The sequence below is a fragment of the Streptomyces sp. NPDC052299 genome (assembly GCF_040679335.1).
Lineage (GTDB): Bacteria > Actinomycetota > Actinomycetes > Streptomycetales > Streptomycetaceae > Streptomyces.
Genome location: NZ_JBFAUP010000001.1, coordinates 359,827 through 379,008, shown reverse-complemented (window position 1 = coordinate 379,008; position 19,182 = coordinate 359,827). Strand labels below are relative to the sequence as shown.

Annotated in this window: 20 protein-coding genes; 12 read left to right on the top strand and 8 right to left on the bottom strand. The window is 72.4% G+C overall.

The genetic code is table 11. The features are described from left to right. The first annotated feature begins 5 nt into the window (after positions 1-5). Positions 6-788 (top strand): sporulation protein, encoded by a 783-nt coding sequence (locus AB0L33_RS01730; RefSeq protein WP_365677106.1) that lies wholly within the window; start codon positions 6-8, stop codon positions 786-788. Between the two features lie 22 nt (positions 789-810). Here AB0L33_RS01730 and AB0L33_RS01725 read toward each other — a convergent pair whose 3' ends face one another. Continuing rightward, on the bottom strand, positions 811-1,593 hold the full coding sequence (locus AB0L33_RS01725; protein ID WP_365677105.1) for a PASTA domain-containing protein: 783 nt from the start codon (positions 1,591-1,593) through the stop codon (positions 811-813). 147 nt (positions 1,594-1,740) lie between these two features. Here AB0L33_RS01725 and AB0L33_RS01720 point away from each other — a divergent pair, with 147 nt between their 5' ends. Continuing rightward, on the top strand, positions 1,741-2,655 hold the full coding sequence (locus AB0L33_RS01720; protein WP_365677104.1) for a glycosyltransferase: 915 nt from the start codon (positions 1,741-1,743) through the stop codon (positions 2,653-2,655). A 58-nt stretch (positions 2,656-2,713) separates the two neighbouring features. On the opposite strand, the gene AB0L33_RS01715 is transcribed toward AB0L33_RS01720, so the two are convergent. Then, a complete protein-coding gene (locus AB0L33_RS01715; protein WP_365677103.1) occupies positions 2,714-3,730 on the bottom strand; it encodes a glycoside hydrolase family 11 protein in 1,017 nt (338 codons plus the stop codon). A gap of 389 nt (positions 3,731-4,119) precedes the next feature. On the opposite strand from AB0L33_RS01715, the gene AB0L33_RS01710 reads away from it, so the two are divergent. The 3 genes from AB0L33_RS01710 (at position 4,120) to AB0L33_RS01700 (ending at position 7,458) form a co-directional block, all read left to right on the top strand. Then, a complete protein-coding gene (locus tag AB0L33_RS01710; RefSeq protein ID WP_365677378.1) occupies positions 4,120-5,640 on the top strand; it encodes a hypothetical protein in 1,521 nt (506 codons plus the stop codon). Positions 5,641-5,815: 175 nt separating this feature from the next. Beyond that, positions 5,816-7,123 (top strand): ammonium transporter, encoded by a 1,308-nt coding sequence (locus tag AB0L33_RS01705; RefSeq protein ID WP_365677102.1) that lies wholly within the window; start codon positions 5,816-5,818, stop codon positions 7,121-7,123. Then, entirely contained in the window at positions 7,120-7,458 is a 339-nt protein-coding gene (locus AB0L33_RS01700) for a P-II family nitrogen regulator (protein WP_365677101.1), read from the top strand. Before AB0L33_RS01705 ends, AB0L33_RS01700 begins: the two co-directional genes overlap by 4 nt. A 4-nt stretch (positions 7,459-7,462) precedes the next feature. Here the strand turns inward: AB0L33_RS01700 and AB0L33_RS01695 are convergent, their stop codons facing one another. The 5 genes from AB0L33_RS01695 to AB0L33_RS01675 form a co-directional block, all read right to left on the bottom strand. Continuing rightward, positions 7,463-8,107: a response regulator transcription factor gene (locus tag AB0L33_RS01695; protein ID WP_365677100.1), complete on the bottom strand. Its 645-nt coding sequence runs from the start codon at positions 8,105-8,107 to the stop codon at positions 7,463-7,465. Continuing rightward, positions 8,104-9,294, bottom strand: coding sequence for a sensor histidine kinase (locus tag AB0L33_RS01690; protein WP_365677099.1), 1,191 nt, complete (start codon positions 9,292-9,294; stop codon positions 8,104-8,106). Before AB0L33_RS01690 ends, AB0L33_RS01695 begins: the two co-directional genes overlap by 4 nt. Before the next feature lie 5 nt (positions 9,295-9,299). Then, a complete protein-coding gene (locus AB0L33_RS01685; protein WP_365677098.1) occupies positions 9,300-11,489 on the bottom strand; it encodes an MMPL family transporter in 2,190 nt (729 codons plus the stop codon). A gap of 90 nt (positions 11,490-11,579) precedes the next feature. Further along, a complete protein-coding gene (locus AB0L33_RS01680) occupies positions 11,580-12,161 on the bottom strand; it encodes a GNAT family protein (protein ID WP_365677097.1) in 582 nt (193 codons plus the stop codon). A 47-nt stretch (positions 12,162-12,208) separates the two neighbouring features. Next, positions 12,209-12,985, bottom strand: a complete 777-nt coding sequence (locus AB0L33_RS01675) for a peptidoglycan recognition protein (RefSeq protein WP_365677096.1) — start codon at positions 12,983-12,985, stop codon at positions 12,209-12,211. 265 nt (positions 12,986-13,250) lie between these two features. On the opposite strand from AB0L33_RS01675, the gene crcB (AB0L33_RS01670) reads away from it, so the two are divergent. Genes crcB (AB0L33_RS01670) through crcB (AB0L33_RS01660) form a run of 3 tightly spaced genes read left to right on the top strand, consistent with a single transcriptional unit; the run spans position 13,251 to position 14,376 of the window. Beyond that, positions 13,251-13,670 (top strand): fluoride efflux transporter CrcB, encoded by a 420-nt coding sequence (crcB, locus tag AB0L33_RS01670; RefSeq protein ID WP_365677095.1) that lies wholly within the window; start codon positions 13,251-13,253, stop codon positions 13,668-13,670. Then, positions 13,667-14,020 (top strand): DUF190 domain-containing protein, encoded by a 354-nt coding sequence (locus AB0L33_RS01665; protein ID WP_365677094.1) that lies wholly within the window; start codon positions 13,667-13,669, stop codon positions 14,018-14,020. The genes crcB (AB0L33_RS01670) and AB0L33_RS01665 overlap by 4 nt, the downstream gene beginning before the upstream one ends. Next, positions 14,017-14,376: a fluoride efflux transporter CrcB gene (gene crcB, locus AB0L33_RS01660; protein WP_365677093.1), complete on the top strand. Its 360-nt coding sequence runs from the start codon at positions 14,017-14,019 to the stop codon at positions 14,374-14,376. The genes AB0L33_RS01665 and crcB (AB0L33_RS01660) overlap by 4 nt, the downstream gene beginning before the upstream one ends. Here crcB (AB0L33_RS01660) and AB0L33_RS01655 read toward each other — a convergent pair. Beyond that, positions 14,348-15,790, bottom strand: a complete 1,443-nt coding sequence (locus AB0L33_RS01655) for a DEAD/DEAH box helicase (RefSeq protein WP_365677092.1) — start codon at positions 15,788-15,790, stop codon at positions 14,348-14,350. The two genes, crcB (AB0L33_RS01660) and AB0L33_RS01655, sit on opposite strands and share 29 nt — an antisense overlap. 463 nt (positions 15,791-16,253) lie before the next feature. On the opposite strand from AB0L33_RS01655, the gene AB0L33_RS01650 reads away from it, so the two are divergent. Genes AB0L33_RS01650 through AB0L33_RS01635 form a run of 4 tightly spaced genes read left to right on the top strand, consistent with a single transcriptional unit; the run spans position 16,254 to position 19,177 of the window. Further along, complete coding sequence (locus AB0L33_RS01650; RefSeq protein WP_365677091.1) at positions 16,254-16,700, top strand: hypothetical protein; 447 nt, start codon at positions 16,254-16,256, stop codon at positions 16,698-16,700. Between the two features lie 3 nt (positions 16,701-16,703). Further along, complete coding sequence (locus AB0L33_RS01645; RefSeq protein ID WP_365677090.1) at positions 16,704-17,264, top strand: toxin; 561 nt, start codon at positions 16,704-16,706, stop codon at positions 17,262-17,264. A gap of 48 nt (positions 17,265-17,312) precedes the next feature. After that, positions 17,313-18,566, top strand: a complete 1,254-nt coding sequence (locus AB0L33_RS01640; RefSeq protein WP_365677089.1) for an MAB_1171c family putative transporter — start codon at positions 17,313-17,315, stop codon at positions 18,564-18,566. Continuing rightward, positions 18,563-19,177 carry a hypothetical protein gene (locus AB0L33_RS01635; protein ID WP_365677088.1) on the top strand — a complete coding sequence of 205 codons (615 nt, stop codon included), beginning with the start codon at positions 18,563-18,565 and terminating at the stop codon, positions 19,175-19,177. The genes AB0L33_RS01640 and AB0L33_RS01635 overlap by 4 nt, the downstream gene beginning before the upstream one ends. The last annotated feature ends 5 nt before the right edge of the window (positions 19,178-19,182 follow it).

The following is a 19,182-nucleotide window of genomic DNA, read 5'->3' as shown; positions in this document are numbered from 1 at the left end:
CGGACATGGTGTTCAAGCGCCTGCGGCGCATAGGCGGGGGCGGCTCGGTGCCGCTGGAGGTCGACACACAGGTGGCGGCCGGTTTCGTACGGCCCGGCGAGACGCTCCAGGGCGAGGTCCTGCTGCGTGCGCTCGACCGCGAGGTCGAACTGAGCGGCGTCGAGTTGGAGATGTTCGCCGAGGTGAAGCCTTCGTACGAGGGAGCCGACACCAGGGAGACGATCTGCTGGCCCAGCGCCTCGGCCTACTTCAAGCTCGCCAAGGGCGAGGAGCGCCGGGTGCCCTTCGAGCACCGGCTTCCCTGGGACGTTCCCGTGACGGAGGTGTCCGGGCAGGCTGTCGGGGCGGTCCTCGGGCTCACCACGAAGGTGCGGATCGGGGAGAACGACGAGGCCGTCGGCGACCACGACCTCGTGCATGTCGCCGCTCTTCCGCTGCACGAGGCGATCTTCGACGCGTTCGCCGCCGAGGGCTACCTGTGCGATGCCTGCGAGATCACGGGCGACCAGATCCCCACGGTCGAGTACGGGCTGTACATGACGCAGACCTTCCTGCTCGCCGACCGGCTCGGCACCGGGAGCCGACCGGCCCGGCTGGAACTGAGCTTCGTCACCAACCGGGTCGGCTGCGAGATCTATCTGCGCCGGGCCGCGCCCGCCCAGGACGACTGGGAGGACAAGCCGCCGGCCGGCAGCTGGGTCGCGGCCCACCACGACATCGGACGCGTGGACTTCGCGGCCGAGGCCAGGACATGGATCGACCTGGTCACGAAGATGCCCGCCGCCTGACGCGTCGCAGACGGAAGAGGCCCTACGGGCAGCTCTCCTCGAACTTCACCGCCGTGAGCTCGACGGGCTGCCCGTTCAGCTTCGTGCCCGCCGCAGGTACCTGGGTGCAGACCTTCCAGTTGCTCTCCAGCAGCACCATGCGGTCCTCGGCGGCGTCCTTCACCGTGAGCGAGGTGCCGGAGTCGAGCGCGGCGCGCGCGGTGTTCACCGACGCGCCCCCGAGATCGGGCATCCGGCCGCCCACCACCTTCGTGGGCTCCCGGTCCTTGGCCGGGCAGCTCTCCTCGGTCTTCACGGCACCGAAGTCCAACCGGGTGGTCGTGGAGACCGACGTGCCCGCCGCCACGTTCTGGGAGCAGACCTTCCAGTTCCGGTCGAGCAGTTGCATCCGGTCCCGGCCGGCGCTGTCGTGCGAGGTCAGGGTGTAGAAGCCCTTGGCCTGGGCCGCGTCCTGCGCCGACTGGAGGCCCATGCCGACGAAGTCGGGCACGGAGACCTTCGTGCCGGAGTCGTCGTCGGCCGGCCGGGTCGTGCCCTCCGGCGCGGGCGGCTCGGCTTGGGGCGTGGCCGCGGCCTTCGGCGACGCCGTCACGGTGACGGTCGCGAGGGGTGTGGGCGTCGCGCTGTTGACGTTCTCCGTGCCGCTGCCGCCCGCGCTGCCCGCGACGGCTCCGGCGACGAACAGGCCGGCCGCCGCCGGGACGAGGACGCGCTTGCGCGCCCAGGCGGGCAGGCCCGAGGCCGGTCCGGACGGCTTCTCCGGGGCGGGGCACCAGGGTTGTTGGGTGCTGTTGTTCCAGTTCATTCGTCCCCCCAAGGTGCGATCGGTGGAGGCATGACCGTATCCGGACGCTCCGACGCAAGGGGAGGCAGGGCCTCCATAAGTGAGGGACATGTGACGGCTCCGGAACCTCTACCATCGGGGCCCTGTCGATCAGTGAGGTCAGCCGCCATGACTCTTTCGCCGCGCATCGGGGTCGTCATCGTGACCATGGGGACCCGGCCCCGGGAACTCGAGGCGCTGCTCGCGTCCGTGGCCAAGCAGGACGTACCGGCCGCCCGCGTGGTGCTGGTGGGCAACGCGACCTCGCTGGACGACGTCTCGACCGATGTGGTCGGAGCGGCGGGCACGCCCGGCGCGACCGAGGTGACCAAGGTGCCGCTCACGGAGAACCTGGGCTGCCCCGGGGGCCGGAACGTGGGGCTCCAGCTGCTGCGTGACGCGGACGAGGTCGATGTCGTGGTCGAGTTGGACGACGACGGGCTGCTCATCGCGACGGACGTGTTCCGCGAGGTGCGGCGGCAGTTCGCCGAGGACCCGGGGCTGGGGATCATCGGGTTCCGGGTCGCCGACGAGCACGGGAAAACCGAGCGGCGATGGGTGCCGAGGCTGCGGGCGGGCGATCCGATGCGCGGGGGCCCGGTGACCGCGTTCCTGGGGGGCGGACACGCCTTCTCGATGCCGATGCTCCGGCAGATCGGGCTGTGGCCGGGGGAGTTCTTCTTCGGTCACGAGGAGTCGGACCTCGCGTGGCGGGCGCTGGACGGCGGGTGGGAGATCCGTTACGTGCCGACGCTCGTCCTCCAGCATCCCCGGACGTCCCCGGCCCGGCATGCCGTCTACTACCGGTTCACCGCGCGGAACCGGGTGTGGCTCGCGCGCAGGCGGCTCCCGGCACCGCTGATCCCGGTCTACCTCGGGGTGTGGATCACGCTGGCCATGCTGCGGATGCGTTCGCTGACGGGCCTGAAGGCGTGGTGGGGCGGGTTCGCCGAGGGGATCAGGACACCGGCCGGGGAGCGGGCCCCGATGAGCTGGCGGACGGTGTGGCGGATGACCCGCCTGGGAAGGCCGCCGGTGCTCTGAGCGTGGCCGTGCGGTGTGCTCCGGGCCGGCCGCCGCCGTCCAGGAGCACACCGTGCCGTCAGCCCGCGCTGCAGGAGACCGTGGGCCAGGTCCAGCTGCCGTTGGTCTGGATGGTCACGCCGAAGTTGTTGCCGCTGCCGTTGGGTTTGGCTGTCAGCACCTGGGCGCTGGGGTAACTGGCGCTGATGTTCCAGGTGGAGAGGATCTTCTCCGGCGACGGCACGTTCATCGTCACGGTCCAGTTGCCGGCGCCGGAGACCGCGACGTTGAGGTTGTAGCGGTCGCCCCACTTCTCGCCCGCGGAGAGGGTGGCGGTGCAGCCGTTGCTTCCACCGCCGGTGTTGCCGCCCCCGTTGTCACCGCCGCCGGACGTGCTGCCGAGCGTGATGCTGGAGCTGCCGCTGCTCTGGTAGCCCTCGGTGGCCATGATCATGTAGTTGAAGCTGCCGAGGTTCATCCCGTGCTGGGCCCAGGCGTCGAAGTGGTTGCCGGTGGTGATGGTGCCCCCGGTCCGCTTGGACTGGCGGACGCTCCAGTACTGCTTGAACGTCTTGTTGCCCTCGATCGAGGGAGCATTGGTCCGGGTCGTCTCGTAGATGTCGTACGTGCCGCCGTCGCTGGTGACCGTGCCCTTGAAGGTCCCGGTGGGGCGGTACGTGCCCCAGTTGTCCACGATGTAGTACTCGACCAGGGGGTTCTGCGACCAGCCGTAGAGGGCCAGGTAGGCGTTGCCCGAGGGGTTGAAGGACCCGGAATACGTCACGCTGCGGCGGCCGCCCGTGCTCCAGCCCTTGCCCGCGACGAAGTTGCCCGTGTTCCTCCAGGACGTTCCGTAACTGCCGCCGGAGCCGAGGTTCATGGAGACGGTGCCCTGGCTGTCCGTCCAGAACGAGTAGTAGTAGCCGTCGTTGGTGCCCGTCTGGTTGGACGTGATGGTCGTGTCGGCGGTGGCCGTGCCGGGCAGGGCGATCGCCGCGGCGACGGCGACCAGCAGGGCGAAGGCGCTGCGGATGAACAGCCGTAGGCCGTTGACGGGTCTGGGGCGGCTCGTCGGATGTGCGGGGGTTGCGTGCATGGGGGGATGTCCTCCTCGTCCCGTGAGCAGGTGGGTGTCGGCGGGGGGCCTGCCGACGGCGCTCAGTGTTGGACCGGCCCCTGGGGGTGTCAATGCTTTCGGCATGAGTTGCGAAACCTTCGATTGGCCTTTCTTGCACGTCAGTTGGAGGTCGCCGCAGCTCAACGACCTTCGAAGCTGCGGAAGTCCGGGCGAAACACAGGCTTGGGTGAGACCGCCATTCGAAGCGAATGGCGGTCATTTCGAAAGTTTCGGGGCGCCGAGGGCCCTGGTCAGCCTCTAGGGTTTGGCAGGTGGTGCTCAGTGAAGAAGTACGGGCGGGCGCGGGCGAATCGGCGCGCGAGCCGTGGTGGCGGGTCCACCGTGTCCCGCTGGTCTCCGTCGCGGCCGTGCTGCCGCTGTACGCCGTGTGGGCGGCCGTCCTGGCCACCGGCGGCGGTGATCTGGCCGCGCAGTTCGCCTGGTCCGGCTTCACCGCGCGCCACCCGGGATCGGCGTACAACCTGTCCTGGTACGGGGGGACGCACACCGCGAACTACAGCGTCTTCTCCTCGTACGTGATGGCCCTCGTCGGCGTCCGCACGGTGTCCGTCGTCTCCGGGCTCGCCGCCACCTGGCTGCTGGCCGGCCTCTTCGTCCGTACGGGGATGCGCCGGCCGCTCCCGCCCGCGCTGCTGGGCGCGTTCGCGCTGTGGTGCAACGTCGCGTCGGGGCGTACGACCTTCGCGCTCGGCGTGGCGATCGGGCTCGTCGCCTGCCGCTGCGCGCACCGGGCCGTGGTGGCCGTCGTCGCGGGGACACTGGCCACCATGGCGAGCCCGGTCGCCGGGCTCTTCCTGGTCGTCGTGGGCGCCGCCCACCTGCTCGACCGGCGGTGGCGCACCGGCGCGGTCCTGATGGTGCCGTTCTTCGTGGTCGTCGGCGCGACGACGCTGCTGTTCCCGTTCCGGGGCGAGCAGCCCATGCACGCCAACCGGGTGTGGATGCCGGTCCTCGTCTGCGCGGTGCTCGCGGCGGCGGCGCCCCGGACGCGGGAGTGGCGGCTGACCCGGTACGGGGCCGTGGTGTACGCGGCCGGCGTGGTGCTGACGTTCCTCGTCGCGTCCCCCATCGGCACGAACGTCGAGCGGCTGCTCGGCCTGGTCGCCGTGCCCGTGCTGTGCGCGGCGGTCCTCGACACGGTCCGGGCCGGGGCCCGGGTGCGCACCGGGTTCCTGGCCGCCGTCCTCCTGCTCTCCGGGCTCTGGCTCGTCGACAAGACGGTGGACGACCTGCGCGTGTCCACCCCCGTTCCGGCCTGGGCCGCCCGCACCGAGGGCGTCGTCGCCGCGCTCGACCGGCTCGGCGCCGACCGGGTCCGCGTCGAGGTCGTCCCCGCGCGCAACCACCGCGAGGCCGCCGTCCTCTCGCCGCACGTGAACATGGCCCGGGGCTGGAACCGCCAGCTGGACGTCGAGCGCGGGCGCCTCTTCTACGAGGGAGAGCTCACCCCGGACCGCTACCGCGCCTGGCTCGACCGCTGGGCCGTGGGCCTCGTCGTCCTGCACCACGGGCGGCCGGACGGCCCTGCGGAGGCCGAAGCGGCCCTGGTCAAGGGCGGGTTGCCCTGGCTGGAGGAGGTGTGGAAGGACGACGGCTGGACGGTGTACCGGGTCCGGGAGGCGATCCCGCTGGCGCCCCCGCCCGCCGCGGTCACCGGCGGCGGTGACGCGGACCTGGTCCTGCGCGTGGCGGACGCGGGCACGGTGACCGTACGGGTGGCGTACTCCCCCTGGCTGCGGGTGCGCGGGCCCGCCGGGGCCTGTCTGCGGCAGGACGGCGAGTGGACGCGGCTGACCGTGCGGAAGCCGGGGACGTACCGGCTGGACTCGGCGTACGGGCTCGCGCGCTTCACGGAGCGCGGCTGCTGAGACCGGGCCCGGCCCGGACCGCCAAGCCTCCGGGCCGGGCCCGCACCGCTCCGGTGAGATCCCGGCAACACCCGGGCAATGAAATACGGCGGAAACACACGGGGTCCCTCGCCGAAACGCGAGCCGGTCACGCTCGCAGTCGCTCCCACCGCTCCCCGCCCCGAGGAGGGACCCCGTGACCCCCGTGACCGCGGCCGCGCCCGGCCTGGACACCGGCGACACCGCCTGGCTGCTCGCCGCCACCGCCCTCGTTCTGCTGATGACGCCCGGGCTCGCGCTGTTCTACGGCGGCATGGTCCGCACGAAGAGCGTCCTCAACATGCTGATGATGAGCTTCGTCTCGATCGCGCTGGTCACCGTGGTCTGGCTGGTCGCGGGCTATTCGCTGGTCTTCGGCGACGACGCGTTCGGCGGGCTGGTCGGCGGCCCGGAGCACCTGGGCCTCGCGGACATCGGGCCGGACGCGCTGACCGGCGGGGTGCCGACCCTGCTGTTCGCCACCTTCCAGCTCACCTTCGCGATCATCACGGCGGCGCTGATCAGCGGTGCGGTGGCGGACCGTACGAAGTTCGCCGCGTGGCTCGTCTTCGTACCGGTGTGGACGCTGCTCGTATACGCGCCCGTCGCGCACTGGGTCTGGGGTCCGGGCGGCTGGATCAAGGATGCGCTGGGGGCGCTCGACTTCGCGGGCGGGCTCGTGGTGGAGATCGCGTCCGGTGCGTCGGGGCTGGCCCTGGCGCTCGTGGTGGGGCCGCGCATCGGATTCCGGAAGGACGCGATGCGCCCGCACAGCCTGCCGATGGTGATGCTCGGCGCCGGGCTCCTCTGGTTCGGCTGGCTCGGCTTCAACGGCGGCTCCGCGCTGGCCGCGGACGGGATCGCCGCCGCCTCCGTGCTCAACACGCTCGTCGCGGGCTGCACCGGGCTGCTGGGCTGGCTCTTCGTGGAGCAGAAGCGCGACGGACACCCCACCACCTTCGGCGCGGCCTCGGGCGCGGTCGCCGGACTGGTCGCGATCACCCCGGCCTGCGGCACGGTCGGCGTCGTGGGCGGTGCGGCGGTCGGGCTCGCGGCCGGTGTCGTCTGCTCGTACGCGGTCGCGTGGAAGTTCCGCTTCGGCTACGACGACGCGCTCGACGTCGTCGGGGTGCACTTCGTCGGGGGCGTCGTCGGCACGCTGCTCATCGGCCTGTTCGCGACCACCGCGATGACCGGCGGCGCCGAGGGCCTGCTGTACGGGGGCGGGGCGGCCCAGCTCCTGAAGCAGGCGGTCGCCGTGGTCGCGGTGGCGGCGTACACCTTCCTCGTGACGTACGGGATCGGCAAGGCGATCGACCGGCTGATGGGCCTGCGGGCCAGTGCGGAGGAGGAGGTCACGGGCCTCGACCAGACGCTGCACGCGGAGAGCGCCTACGATCACGGCGCGCTGGGGCACGCGGCCCCGCAGCCGGCGTTCCCGAGGGACAGGAAGACCGCTCCATGAAGCTCATCACCGCCGTCATACGCCCGCACCGCCTGGACGAGGTCAAGACCGCGCTCCGGGAGGCCGGCATCCAGGGCCTGACCGTCACCGAGGCCGGCGGTTTCGGCCGCCAGCACGGGCACACCGAGGTGTACCGGGGCGCCGAATACCGCGTCGACCTGGTGCCCAAGATCCGCGTCGAGGCGGTCGTGGACGACGCGGACGTGGAGGCGGCCCTCGACGCGGTCGTCCGGGCCGCCCGGACCGACCGCATCGGCGACGGCAAGGTGTGGGTCCAGCACGTCGAGACGCTGGTGCGGGTCCGCACGGGCGAGCGGGGGCCGGACGCCCTCTGAGGCGTCAACGGCGTTTCAGCAGGCCCGAGTCCAGGGCCACCACCACGGCGCGCGTGCGGTCGTTGACGTCCAGCTTGGCGAAGATGCGCAGGAGATGGGTCTTCACCGTGGCCTCGCCGATGAACAGGCGGCGGCCGATCTCCGCGTTCGACAGGCCGTCCGCGACCGCTTCCAGGACGTCCGACTCGCGGGCGGTCAGGGCGACCGGAGCGGGCCGCCGCATCTTCGCCACCAGGCGCTGGGCGACGCGCGGGGCGAGGACCGTCTCGCCGCGTGAGGCCGCGTGGATGGCCTCCACCAGCTGTTCGCGGGTGGCGTCCTTGAGCAGATAGCCGGTGGCGCCCGCCTCCACGCCGCGTTCGATGTCCGCGTCCGTGTCGTACGTGGTGAGGATCAGCACCCGGGTCGGGGCGGGGCCCGCGACGATCTCCGTGGTGGCGCCGACGCCGTCGAGGACGGGCATGCGCAGGTCGAGCAGGGCGACGTCCGGGCGGAGGCGTCCGACCAGGTCGACCGCCTCGCGGCCGTTGCTCGCCTCGCCGACGATGTCGAGCGTCGGCTCGGAGCCCAGCAGGGCGACCAGCCCCGCACGCATCACGGTGTGGTCGTCGGCCAGGACGACGCGCAGGGGCACGGGGGTGGGCGTCATGGCATCTGGGGCCTCTCGTGGAGCGGGATGGTGGCGAGCACGCGGGTGCCGTCGCCGAGCGAACTGGTGACGGTGAGCCCGCCGCCGAACTCCGCGAGGCGGCGTCGCATGCCGTCGAGGCCGAAGCCCCGGGATTCCGCCACGACGAAGCCGCGCCCGTCGTCGGTGATCTCCAGCTCGACGCCGCCGGGGTGTGCGGTGAGGACGACGCCCACGGTGGTGGCGGCGGCGTGTTTGCGTATGTTGGCCAGGGACTCCTGGGTGCAGCGGAGCAGGGCGACCCGGGTCGGCTGGTCGCAGTCGATGTCCGCGAGCTCGGCGGTGACCGTGAGGCCGGTGTCCTCGGTGAAGCGGTCCAGGGTGCGGTGGAGCGTCGCGGCGACGGAACCCGCCGCGACCCCGCTGCTCGGGGCGGACCCCACCAGGACCCGGGCCTCGGCCAGATTCTCCCGGGCCGTCTGCTCGATGGACTGCAACTGCTGGGCGCTGCGCGCCGGGTCCGCGGCGAGCTGGGACCTGGCCGCCTCGGCGAGCACGATGATCGACGCGAAGCCCTGGGCCAGGGTGTCGTGGATCTCCCGGGCGAGGCGTTCGCGCTCCTCGGCCGCGCCCTGGCGCCGCTGGCTCTCGGCCAGTTCGAGCTGGGTGCTCTGCAACTCCGCGCGCAGGGCCGCCCGTTCGTCGCGCTGGGCCAGGGCCCTGGGGGTGAGCACGGCCATCAGGACGGCGACCGCCCAGACGCCCAGCGAGGAGAAGGTGTTGTGGAGGAAGACCTCCGGCTGCCCGCCCTCCCTGAGGCTCCCGCCGACCGTGATCCCCAGCGCTCCGAGCCCCGTGAAGAGGACGGCGCCCCGGGGGCTGTCCACGAAGACGATGAACTGCGCGAGCATCACGGTGTAGAGGGCGCCGTATCCGTCGCCCAGCCACGAAAGGGCCCCGAGCCCCGCGGTGAGCACCGACAGGTAGCCGTACGGGCCGGGTATCCGGCTCCCGGGGCGCAGCCGCACCCGCGCGTAGCAGGCGGCGATGGCGACCGTCACGGCGAGGATGCCGAGCTTCCGGTCCCCGGGCGACCCGCCCGCCATCGTGACCAGGGTGACGAGGGCGACGAGGCCCCAGGACAGGGCCTCCCAGCCGTGGAGCACCCAGATCCAGAGCGGGTCGCCGCGTCGGGGCCGTTGGAGCATGTCCGTCAGCCTACGGGGAGGGGTTCGGCGGCGACCGTGGCGTGGCGCTTCCGGGGCCATGCACGCTCGCCGAGGAGCAGGAGGAGCGACGGCAGGATCATCATGCGGATCACCACGGCGTCCAGCAGGACCGCGACCGCGAGGCAGAAGCCCATCTGCTTCATCTCCGTGAGGTGCAGGAAGACGAAGGCCGCGAAGATGGTGACCATGACGAAGGCGGCGCTCGTCACGACCTTCGCCGAGCGGGCGATGCCTTCGAGGACGGCCTCCCGGGCCGTCATGCCGTGGTCCATGGCCTCCTTGATCCGGCTGACGACGAAGACCTGGTAGTCCATCGAGAGGCCGAAGAGCAGCACGAAGAGGAAGAGCGGCACGCGGGAGGCGATGGCGCCGAGCGAGTCGAAGTCCAGCAGTCCTTCGGCCCAGGTGCCCTGGAAGACGAGGACGAGCGCGCCGAGCGCGGCGGCCGCCGAGAGCAGGTTGAGGACGACGCCGATCAGGCCGATGACCGCCGAGCGGAAGGCGATCGCGGTGGTGACGAAGGTGAACAGCAACAGGAAGCCGATCACCAGCGGCAGCTTGCCGCGTTCGTGGTGCACGTAGTCCTGTCCGCGTGCCACGTCACCGCTGACGGCCGTGTCGGCGCCGGCCAGCTTCCCGACGGTGGCGGGGATGTAGCGGTCGCGCAGGTGGTCCAGGGACGCGATGGCCTCGTCGGAGGGCGCGGGGTGCGGGACGGCCAGTTCGAGCACGGCGACCCGGCCGTCGGCGGAGGTGCGCAGGACGGGCTTCCCGGCGCTGGCGAAGAGCGGGTCGGCCTGGGCGCGCCGCCCGAGTTCGGTCAGCGCCGCCCTGGCCTCGGGCGCCCGGCCGGGGCTCGTACGGGTCACCACCTCGTGTTTCACGAGGAGTTCGGGGTACGCCGCGGTCAGCCGGTCGTACACCCGCATGGCCGGGATCGAGCGGGAGAAGGTGTCCTTGCCGGGGTCGACGAGCTTGAGGCCCAGGGCGGGCGCGGCGACGGCGAGCATGACCAGGACCGAGGCACACAGGGTGGCCACGGGGTGGCGCTGCGCGGGGCGCAGGAGTGCGTTGAACACCCGGCCGTTCTCGGGCTTCGGGCGCTTGGTGGTGACCGGGGCACCGCGCTTCGCCCGGCGGGCGGCCTTCCGGGCGGTGCGGCGTTCGGCGCGGTGGCCCAGCTTGACCAGCAGGGCGGGGAGCACGGTGAGCGAGCTGAGCACGGCCACGGCGACGACGAGGATGGTGCCGGTGGCCAGCGAGGAGAAGATGACGTCCGTGGCGAGGTAGAGGGTCGCGGTGCAGACGATCACCGCGAGGCCGGAGACCACCACGGCCCGCCCGGCCGTCGCCGCCGCCAGCTCCACCAGTGCTTCGGGGCCGAGGCGGCCGCCCGCGCGGGCCCGTTCCTCGCGTTCGCGCTTGAGGTAGAAGAGGGTGTAGTCGACGCCGACCGCGAGGCCCATGAGCAGGATCATGTTGGTGCCGACGCCCGGGTCGGGCAGCAGGTGCGAGGCCAGCATGGACAGGCCCATGGTCGCGGCGATGGAGGAGAGCGCGAGCAGCAGCGGCACACCGGCCATGACGACCGAGCCGAAGACGGCCAGCAGGATGACGAGCGTGACCGGCAGGGAGAGCCGTTCGGAGAGCGCGAGGTCGTCGCCGCGCTGGTCGTTGACGCCCTTGCTGATGGCCGGTGACCCGGTCTCCTCCACGACGAGCTCCGGGTGGGCTTCGGCCACCTCGGCGGTCTCGGCGAGGAGCGGGACGACGTTCTTCTTGCCGTCCAGTTCGGCGCCCTCCATGACGACGCTCACCCGCAGGGCGGTGCCGTCCGCCGAGGGGACGGGCGCCTCCACCTCGCGCACTTCGTCCAAGGCGCGCATGCGGGCGGTGAGTTCACGGGCGGCCGCGTTCGCCCGGGCGGTGTCCAGCGGGCCGGAGGCGGACCGGATCAGGATGTGTTCGGTGGGCCGTCGCTGGAGGCCGGCGTCGGTGGCCATCGACTCGGCGTGACCGGCCTCGCCGACCCAGAAGTCCTTCGTGGTGGCCGCGTGGGAGCCCGCCGCGATGCCGGCCCCGAGGCAGATGAGGACGAAGAGGAACCATCCGGTGATCGCGCGCCAGGGGTGCCGTGCGCTCCACCGGGCCAGGTGTACGGGTCGAAGTCTCATGCCCTCCATGCTGTTTCGGAGGGGGGTGCGCCCGGCAGCCTCGACCGGTGGAACCGGGGGTCCACCGGTCGGTGGACCCCCGGCCCCTCGTCAGATCCGGTCTGCCAGGCGCGCCTTCGCCTCCGGCCACTCCTCCGCGAGCAGCGAGAAGTACACCGTGTCGCGCCAGCTGCCGTCCGGGCGGCGGCGGTGGCGGCGCAGGACGCCCTCGTGGCGGGCGCCGAGGCGGGCTATCGCCTTCTGGGAGCGGTCGTTGAGGTGGTCGGTCTTCAGCTGGACGCGACCCATGCCCAGGTCCTCGAAGGCATGGGTGAGCAGGAGCAGCTTGGTCTCCGTGTTGACGGCGGTCCGCCAGTACGCGCGGCCGTACCAGGTCCAGCCGATCTCCAGGCGCTCGTTCGCCACATCGACGTCCATGTACGTCGTCCAGCCGACCGCCCGCCCGGTCTCCCGGTGGACGACGGCGAACGGGACGTACGACGGGTCCGCGAGCAGCGCGGAAAGGGTGGACTCCAGCGCCTCCGGGGTGCGGGGCGTCGGACGCAGCCAGCGCCAGACCTCGTCGTCGTCACCACCGGCAGCGAAGAGGTCGTCCAGGTGGGCGGGGGCGAGCGGTTCGACGCGGACGTGGCGGCCGGTCAGGGTCACGGGGAGGGGGCGCGTGGCGGTCATGGCCGTCACTCTATCCTCGTACGCACTAGCGTCAAGATGTTTACGTACTAGTGCGTATTGCCCGCGTCCTCCGTGTCCGCCTCCCCGTCGCGCTCCGCCGCCGCGCGCATGGCCGCCGCCATCGACCGGATCTCGGGCAGTTCGTCGTACAGCGCCTGGCCGGGGCAGCTCGTCCGGTACGTGTCGCGGTGGCCGGAGATGACGTTCAGCACGGCCACCTCGCCCTTGGGGTAGCGGCTCGCGTCGTTGGTCGAGCGCAGCCTCACCTTGCCGCGCGGGTCCTCGCCGGGCAGCAGCTTCCAGGCGGCGATCGAGGCCAGTGCCCGCACGACGGGGGCCGGGACCCGCGCGCCGTCCCGGTAGTCGCCGAGCACCGCGACGCCCACGCTGTCGGCGTTGAACCCGGTGGTGTGGGCGCCGCGCACCGAGCGCGTGATGCCACCGGCCCGGCCCTCGTAGATCGTGCCGCACCGGTCGACCAGGAAGTTGTAGCCGATGTCGTCCCAGCCCCGGCCCTTGATGTGGGCCTCCTCGACGTTCCGGATCAGCTCGGGCGCCTCGGCGCAGTCGTAGTCGTTCGTCTCGCCCGTGTGGTGGACGAAGACCGCGCGGACGGCGCCCGTGTAGACGGCACGCTCCCGGACGATGGACTCGTCCGCGTGCCAGGCCGTCCGGCTGACGATCACCGGCTGTGGCGCGGCCACCGCCCGCGTCCGGGGGGCGGCGGGCGGCTCGGCCAGGATGTGGGGCACCGGGGCGTCCCGCGGCACCAGCAGAGCCAGCGGGAGGACCGCGGCACCCAGCCATATTCGGTGGGGCCACATGGCTCCACCCTGCGGCTATCCCGCCAGGCCCGCAGATGAGGTGGCCGATCGGGTGAAATCGCCACGCACGGGGAATGGCCCCGGCCCACGTCCGGTCGACCCGCTTCCGGCGATATCCTGGGGGCAGCGGCGGGCCGGTGAGCGGCCCCCGCGCGGCGGTGGGGCCCGCCGTACCCGAACCGCGAGCGTTCGCGCGCCGCCAACGGTCCCTACTTGCGCAGAAGCGCGCCCGTGACCGGCGGGCGCCCCGGCAGGTAGGAGACGTATGCCCGGCATCCTCACGAAGAACCCGCAGACCGCGGTCGTCGCCGCGGTCGCGCTCGGCGGCGCGGCCGGCGCCTCCGCACGCTACGGCGCCGCGCTCCTGTGGCCCACCGCCACCCACGGCTTCCCCTGGACGACCCTCGTGGTCAACGTGACCGGCTGCGCGGTCATCGGCGTCTTCATGGTGGCGATCAGCGAGGTGTGGGCGGCGCACCGGCTGGTGCGACCGTTCTTCGGGACCGGGGTCCTCGGCGGCTTCACCACCTTCTCGACCTACGCGGTCGACATCCAGCGGCTCGTGTCCGAGGACCGGCCCGGCACCGGGCTGGTCTATCTCGGAGTGACACTGCTCGCGGCCCTCGCGGCGGTGTGGAGCGCGGTGTGGCTGACCCGCCGCGCACTGGCGTGGAGGCAGGCATGACGACACCCGTGACCGAACCGGGGCTGCGGCTGACCGTGCTGGTCGGCGAGTCCGACAACTGGCACCACCGGCCCGTCTACACGGAGATCGTGCACCGGGCGCACGCCGCCGGACTGTCCGGCGCCAGCGTCTTCCGGGGCATCGAAGGCTTCGGCGCCTCCTCGGTGATCCACACCCAGCGGCTGCTGTCCCTCAGCGAGGACCTGCCGGTGGCGGTGGTGATCGTGGACGCGGAGGAGGCGGTACGCGCCTTCCTGCCGGAGATCGCCGAGCTGACCGACGGCTGCCCGGTCACGCTCGACGCCTGCGAGATCGTACGGAGCCCGGGGATACGGGGGGGCCAGGAGTGAACTGGCTGCTCGTGATCGCCGGAGCGGCGGTCGGCGCCCCGCTGCGCTATCTCACCGACCGTGCCGTGCAGTCCCGCCACGACACCGTCTTCCCCTGGGGGACGTTCACCGTCAATGTGACCGGCTGCCTGATCCTGGGCACGCTGACCGGGGCGGCCTCCTCGCACCTGCAACTGCTGCTCGGGACCGGGCTCTGCGGGGCGCTGAGCACCTACTCCACGTTCAGCTACGAGACGCTGCGGCTCGCGGAGGACGGGGCCCGCTTCTACGCGGCGGCCAACGTGGTGGTCAGCGTGGTCGCGGGGCTCGGCGCGGCCTTCGCGGGCGTCACGCTCGCCGAGGCCCTCTGGGCCTGACCCGGCGCTCGGAGGGCGGCGCGGTGATGGTGACGGGCACGCCGGAGGGGGCCCGCGCGCCCGTGATCCGGCTCAGCTCCTCGCCGCCGGAGCGGACCTCCGCGATCCGCGGGGTGATGCCCGCGTCGGCCATCAGCCGGGTCATGTCGCGGCGCTGGCTGGGCAGCACCAGCGTGACGACGCTGCCGGACTCCCCGGCCCGGGCGGTGCGGCCGCCCCGGTGCAGGTAGTCCTTGTGGTCGGCGGGCGGATCGACGTTGACGACGAGGTCCAGGTCGTCGATGTGGATGCCGCGCGCCGCGACGTTGGTCGCGACCAGGACCGAGACGTGCCCGGACTTGAAGCGCTCCAGGGTGCGGTTGCGCTCCGGCTGCGACTTCCCGCCGTGCAGCGCGGCCGCCCGGACCCCGCTGTTGAGGAGGTGGGCGGTCAGCTCGTCCACGGCCTGCTTGGTGTCCAGGAACATGATCACCCGGCCGTCGCGGGCCGCGATCTCCGTCGTGACGGCGAACTTGTCGGAGGGCCGTACGTGGAGCACGTGGTGCTCCATCGTCGTCACGGCGCCCGCGGCCGGGTCCACCGAGTGGACGACCGGGTCGTTCAGATAGCGCCGGACGAGCAGGTCGACGTCGCGGTCCAGGGTCGCCGAGAACAGCATGCGCTGGCCGCCCACCGGGATCTGGTTGAGCAGCTGGGTGACCTGGGGCATGAACCCCAGATCGGCCATCTGGTCCGCCTCGTCCAGCACCGTCACCTCGACCCGGTCCAGGACGCAGTCGCCGCGCTCGATGAGGTCCTTGAGGCGGCCCGGCGTGGCGACGACGACCTCGGTGCCCCCGCGCAGCGCCGCCGTCTGGCGGCCGATCGACATCCCGCCGACGACGGTCGCCAGGCGCACCCGCAGCGGCTTGGCGTAGGGGGTCAGCGCGGCGGTCACCTGCTGGGCCAGCTCGCGGGTGGGGACCAGGATCAGGGCGCGCGGGTGCCGGGCCTCCGCCCGGTGCCCCGCCGTGCGCGCCAGCACCGCCAGGCCGAAGGCGAGGGTCTTGCCCGAGCCGGTGCGGCCCCGGCCCAGCACGTCGCGCCCGGCCAGCGAGTTCGGCAGGGTGGCCGCCTGGATCGGGAACGGCTCGGTGATCCCCTGCGCGGTCAGCGCCGTCAGCACCGCGTCGGGCAGGTCCAGTCCGGCGAAGGACGCGACGGGGGGCAGCGCCGGAGTCACGGTCCGCGGCAGCTCGTACTCGCCCTGCCGCGCCACGGGCTTGCGGCCCTTTCCGCCGAAGCGGCGGTCGGGGGCCCCGGAGCGCCCCGCGCCCCGGGTGCGGAAACCGCCGCCCGCACGGGAGCCCGGGGCGCCCTGGCCACGGGAACGGGAGGAGCGGTCGTGCGGGCGGGGGGTGCGGTCGCGGTTCAAGCGGAACCTTTTTCGTCTGGGGATGCGCGCTTTTCCGATGGTAACCGGGGCCGGTGCGGGGCGCCGGGCCCGGAAAGTCCCCCCGGACAAGGACACTGACCGGCCGGTCAGTTGATGACTGCCCGGGGCAGGGGCCATAATGTGCGGGTAGCCCTTCACGCATCCCCCGTCGTGAAGGGCTACACCCCTTTGTGGGCGCGCACGGCGGCGCGCACCGGCGTCTTCACGGGCAAGGGACTCCCCTCGTGGCCCCCTGCCCGTGTTTTTTCGAGTTAACAGTGACGTAGAGTGTTTGCGCAAGCCCGCTCCGGGCACCGGATCAGATTGTTCCGCTTGCGCCCGCTCCGGCAGCCCGACCGGAAGGACACGGTCCGCGGTTCGTTACAGTACGAGCCCGTTGACCGAATCGAGCGCCGCCCGGGGCCGGACAGGGGTCCGCGGCGGACGTGAACGTGGGGGCCGGATGGACAACGGCGTAGAGCGCGCGCCGGAGCTGCGGACGCTGCGCCAGAAGGTCGAGTACATGGTCGAGAAGACCTTCCCCGGCCGCAGGATCTCGGGCCGGTTCTTCGCCGACCTGGTCAAGGAGCGCGGCGGATCGCTCTCCCACAGCTACTTCTCCAACATCCTGGCGGGCAAGGTGACCCAGCCCTCCGAGGAGATCCTGAAGGCGCTCGGCCTGGGCTTCGGCGTGGACTGGCGGTTCTTCAAGGAGGAGTCCGAGGTCGTGGACGACGTCGTGGCCGGGCTCCAGTTCCTCGCCAAGCGGCGGACGGGCGAGATCAGCGGGCTCGCCGGGCGCGGGCTCGACGAGGACGGGCTGCCACCGGAGCTGCTGCGGTTCGCGATGTCCCTGCTGCGGGACGCCGAGGAGCGCACGCCCCCGGCCGACGGCGGACAGCAGGGCTGAGCCGTGTCCATGCGGAAGTTGCGGAGGGAGTGCGAGGAGGGGCTCGCGGAGCTTCCGCTGCCCTCGCCGTTCTCCGTACCCGGCCTGGTGGCCAACATGGAGGCGGCCCGGGGCCGGACCATCGTGCTGCACGAGATGCCCGACCGGCTGGCGCGCGTCAACGCCGCCTGCGGACTGCGCCTGAAGTCCGGGGACACCAGCTTCGTGCTGTACCGGCGGCGCCCCACCGCCTACCAGACCCAGCACGTGATCCTGCACGAGCTGTGCCACGAGTGGTTCGACCACGGCACCTCGCTCGACGCGGAACAGCTCCGTCGGCTGCTGCCCGTCTTCGACACCTCGCTCATCTCCCGGATGGTCGGCCCGGACGCGGTGCTCGCCCCGGACGCCGTCCAGGCACGCGCGCAGTACGACACCCACGACGAACGCATGGCCGAATTCGGCGCCTCGCTGATCCCCCGGATGGCCCGGGACGTCACGAGCGATGACATGGTGGGGCGGCTCGCCAACTCGCTCTCGCGCCCGGTCGCCCACCGGCGCGGCGGCCTGTTCCGGCGTACGTGACATCCGCACAGCCCGACCGCACTCCCCCCACCCCCGAGGACTTACGCCGTGACCCCGCTCGACCTCGCCGGCTATCTCATAGCGGGCCTGATGACAGCCGTCGCCCTGTGGCGCATGCCGGCCGCCCTGTGGGGTGACGAGGAGGACCGGCGCCGCCGCGCGCTGTGGGGGTGTTACGCGGGATTCGCGCTGGCGCTCTGGACGAAGACCCGGTTCGTGCGCACCGGGCTCAACGACAGCCCGGTGACCGACCTGTCCGTCCTCATCAAGCACTACACCGCGACCATCGCGATTCTGGCCATTCTGAGCTACATCGTGGCGATCTACGGCCGGTACGCGGACGAGGGCGACATCCCGCGGCACGTACGGTTCGCCCGGCTCATCCAGCAGGTCGCGACCAAGGCGTCGGTCGCCACCCTGGTGCTGCTCACCGTGCTGTTCTTCACCGTGGTCGACCGCTCCACGCCCTCGGACCGCTTCGTCGCGGACCACGCCGGGCAGTGGGGCGCCACGCTGTACATGAGCGTGTTCTACCTCTACCTCGGCGCCGCGTCCGCCGTCTGCGCCTACCAGTGGGCCCTGGCCACCGCGAGCGCCCGGATGCGCCACCTGCGCGTCGGGCTCGGGATGATGACGTTCGCCATGTTCATCGGCGTCGGCTACACCGTCAGCCGGACGCTGTTCCTCTGGGTCAGCGTCGTGGACCGGCCGAGCGAGTCCTTCGCGCTGGACTTCGACGAGGTCACCGAGGCCGCCCAGGTCGTCCTCTTCCTCTTCTTCGCGGTCGGCGCCTCCATCCCGGCCCTGAGCAACGTCCGCCGCCGGGCCAAGCTCTGGCGGGCGCAGGCCCGGCTGCACGGCCTCTGGTACGAGCTGATGACCGCCTTCCCGGACCAGCCCTTCGAGCCGCCGCGCCCGCTCCTGCGGGAGCTGACGCGCTTCGACACCCCCGCCGACCTGCGCGTCGACCGCTGGGCCGCGGACATCGCGGACGCGGTCGAGAAGCTGCGCCACTACGTGCCGGACACCCTGCTGCCCGCCGCCGAGGCGGCCGCCGGGGCCGGTTCCGGCTCCGGCTCGCCGCTCGCCGACGCGTACTGGATCAAGGCGGCGCTGACCGCCCGGGACGCCGGGGCGCCGGCCGGGAAGGCGGCTGCCTTCTCCGCCCAGCACGCCACCGACCAGGACGGCGAGGTCGCCTGGCTGGTCCGGGTCGCGGCGGCCTACCGGACGGTGACCCCGGAGCGGGCCCGTCGCATCCTCGACACCTGTGACACCGCGGGCAAGGAGCAGCCAGCATGACCACGACCGACGCCACCGGGCCCACCGACACCACAGCCGCCCCCGAGCACGCGCTCGCGCGGCGGGTGACCGACGTCCTCCAGCCGCGCAACCTGCTGCTCGTCGGCATGCTCGCCATCGGCCTCGCGGCGGCCGGTGAATGGACCGGGCTGCTCTGGGGGCTGCTCGGCGCGCTGTGCGCGGGGATCGTGCCCGCCGGGTACATCGAGTGGGAGCGGGGGCGCGGCACCTGGGGCGACCGCCACGTCGTGGACCGCACCAAGCGGGCACCGATCTTCTTCGTGATCCTGGGCTCGATCGGCGCCGGTTCGGCGGTCATGGTGCTGGGCGGGGCGCCCACCGGAATCCTGGCCGCGATGCTCGCGCTGTGGGCGATGACGGTCGTGCTGCTGGCGGTCAACACGGTGTGGAAGATCTCCGTGGACGCCTCCGTGGCCTCGGCGGTGGTCGCCCTGCTGGCCGCCGTCCACTCCCCGTGGTGGCTCTTCGGCTACGCGATGGCGGCGGCGGTCTCCTGGTCGCGAGTGGCGCTCGGCTACCACACGGTCGGCCAGGTCACGGCGGGGACGGCGCTGGGCGCGGCGACGGCGACGGCGTTCCTGTTCGGGTGAACCGG

Coding starts and splice junctions, on each gene's coding strand:
- AB0L33_RS01675 (WP_365677096.1), bottom strand. CDS start 12,985: ATGTGGCCCCACCGAATATGGCTGGGTGCCGCGGTCCTCCCGCTGGCT.
- AB0L33_RS01685 (WP_365677098.1), bottom strand. CDS start 11,489: ATGAGACTTCGACCCGTACACCTGGCCCGGTGGAGCGCACGGCACCCC.
- AB0L33_RS01665 (WP_365677094.1), top strand. CDS start 13,667: ATGACGACACCCGTGACCGAACCGGGGCTGCGGCTGACCGTGCTGGTC.
- AB0L33_RS01680 (WP_365677097.1), bottom strand. CDS start 12,161: ATGACCGCCACGCGCCCCCTCCCCGTGACCCTGACCGGCCGCCACGTC.
- AB0L33_RS01695 (WP_365677100.1), bottom strand. CDS start 8,107: ATGACGCCCACCCCCGTGCCCCTGCGCGTCGTCCTGGCCGACGACCAC.
- AB0L33_RS01690 (WP_365677099.1), bottom strand. CDS start 9,294: ATGCTCCAACGGCCCCGACGCGGCGACCCGCTCTGGATCTGGGTGCTC.
- AB0L33_RS01700 (WP_365677101.1), top strand. CDS start 7,120: ATGAAGCTCATCACCGCCGTCATACGCCCGCACCGCCTGGACGAGGTC.
- AB0L33_RS01720 (WP_365677104.1), top strand. CDS start 1,741: ATGACTCTTTCGCCGCGCATCGGGGTCGTCATCGTGACCATGGGGACC.
- AB0L33_RS01715 (WP_365677103.1), bottom strand. CDS start 3,730: ATGCACGCAACCCCCGCACATCCGACGAGCCGCCCCAGACCCGTCAAC.
- crcB (WP_365677095.1), top strand. CDS start 13,251: ATGCCCGGCATCCTCACGAAGAACCCGCAGACCGCGGTCGTCGCCGCG.
- AB0L33_RS01650 (WP_365677091.1), top strand. CDS start 16,254: ATGGACAACGGCGTAGAGCGCGCGCCGGAGCTGCGGACGCTGCGCCAG.
- AB0L33_RS01725 (WP_365677105.1), bottom strand. CDS start 1,593: ATGAACTGGAACAACAGCACCCAACAACCCTGGTGCCCCGCCCCGGAG.
- AB0L33_RS01730 (WP_365677106.1), top strand. CDS start 6: ATGGTGTTCAAGCGCCTGCGGCGCATAGGCGGGGGCGGCTCGGTGCCG.
- AB0L33_RS01635 (WP_365677088.1), top strand. CDS start 18,563: ATGACCACGACCGACGCCACCGGGCCCACCGACACCACAGCCGCCCCC.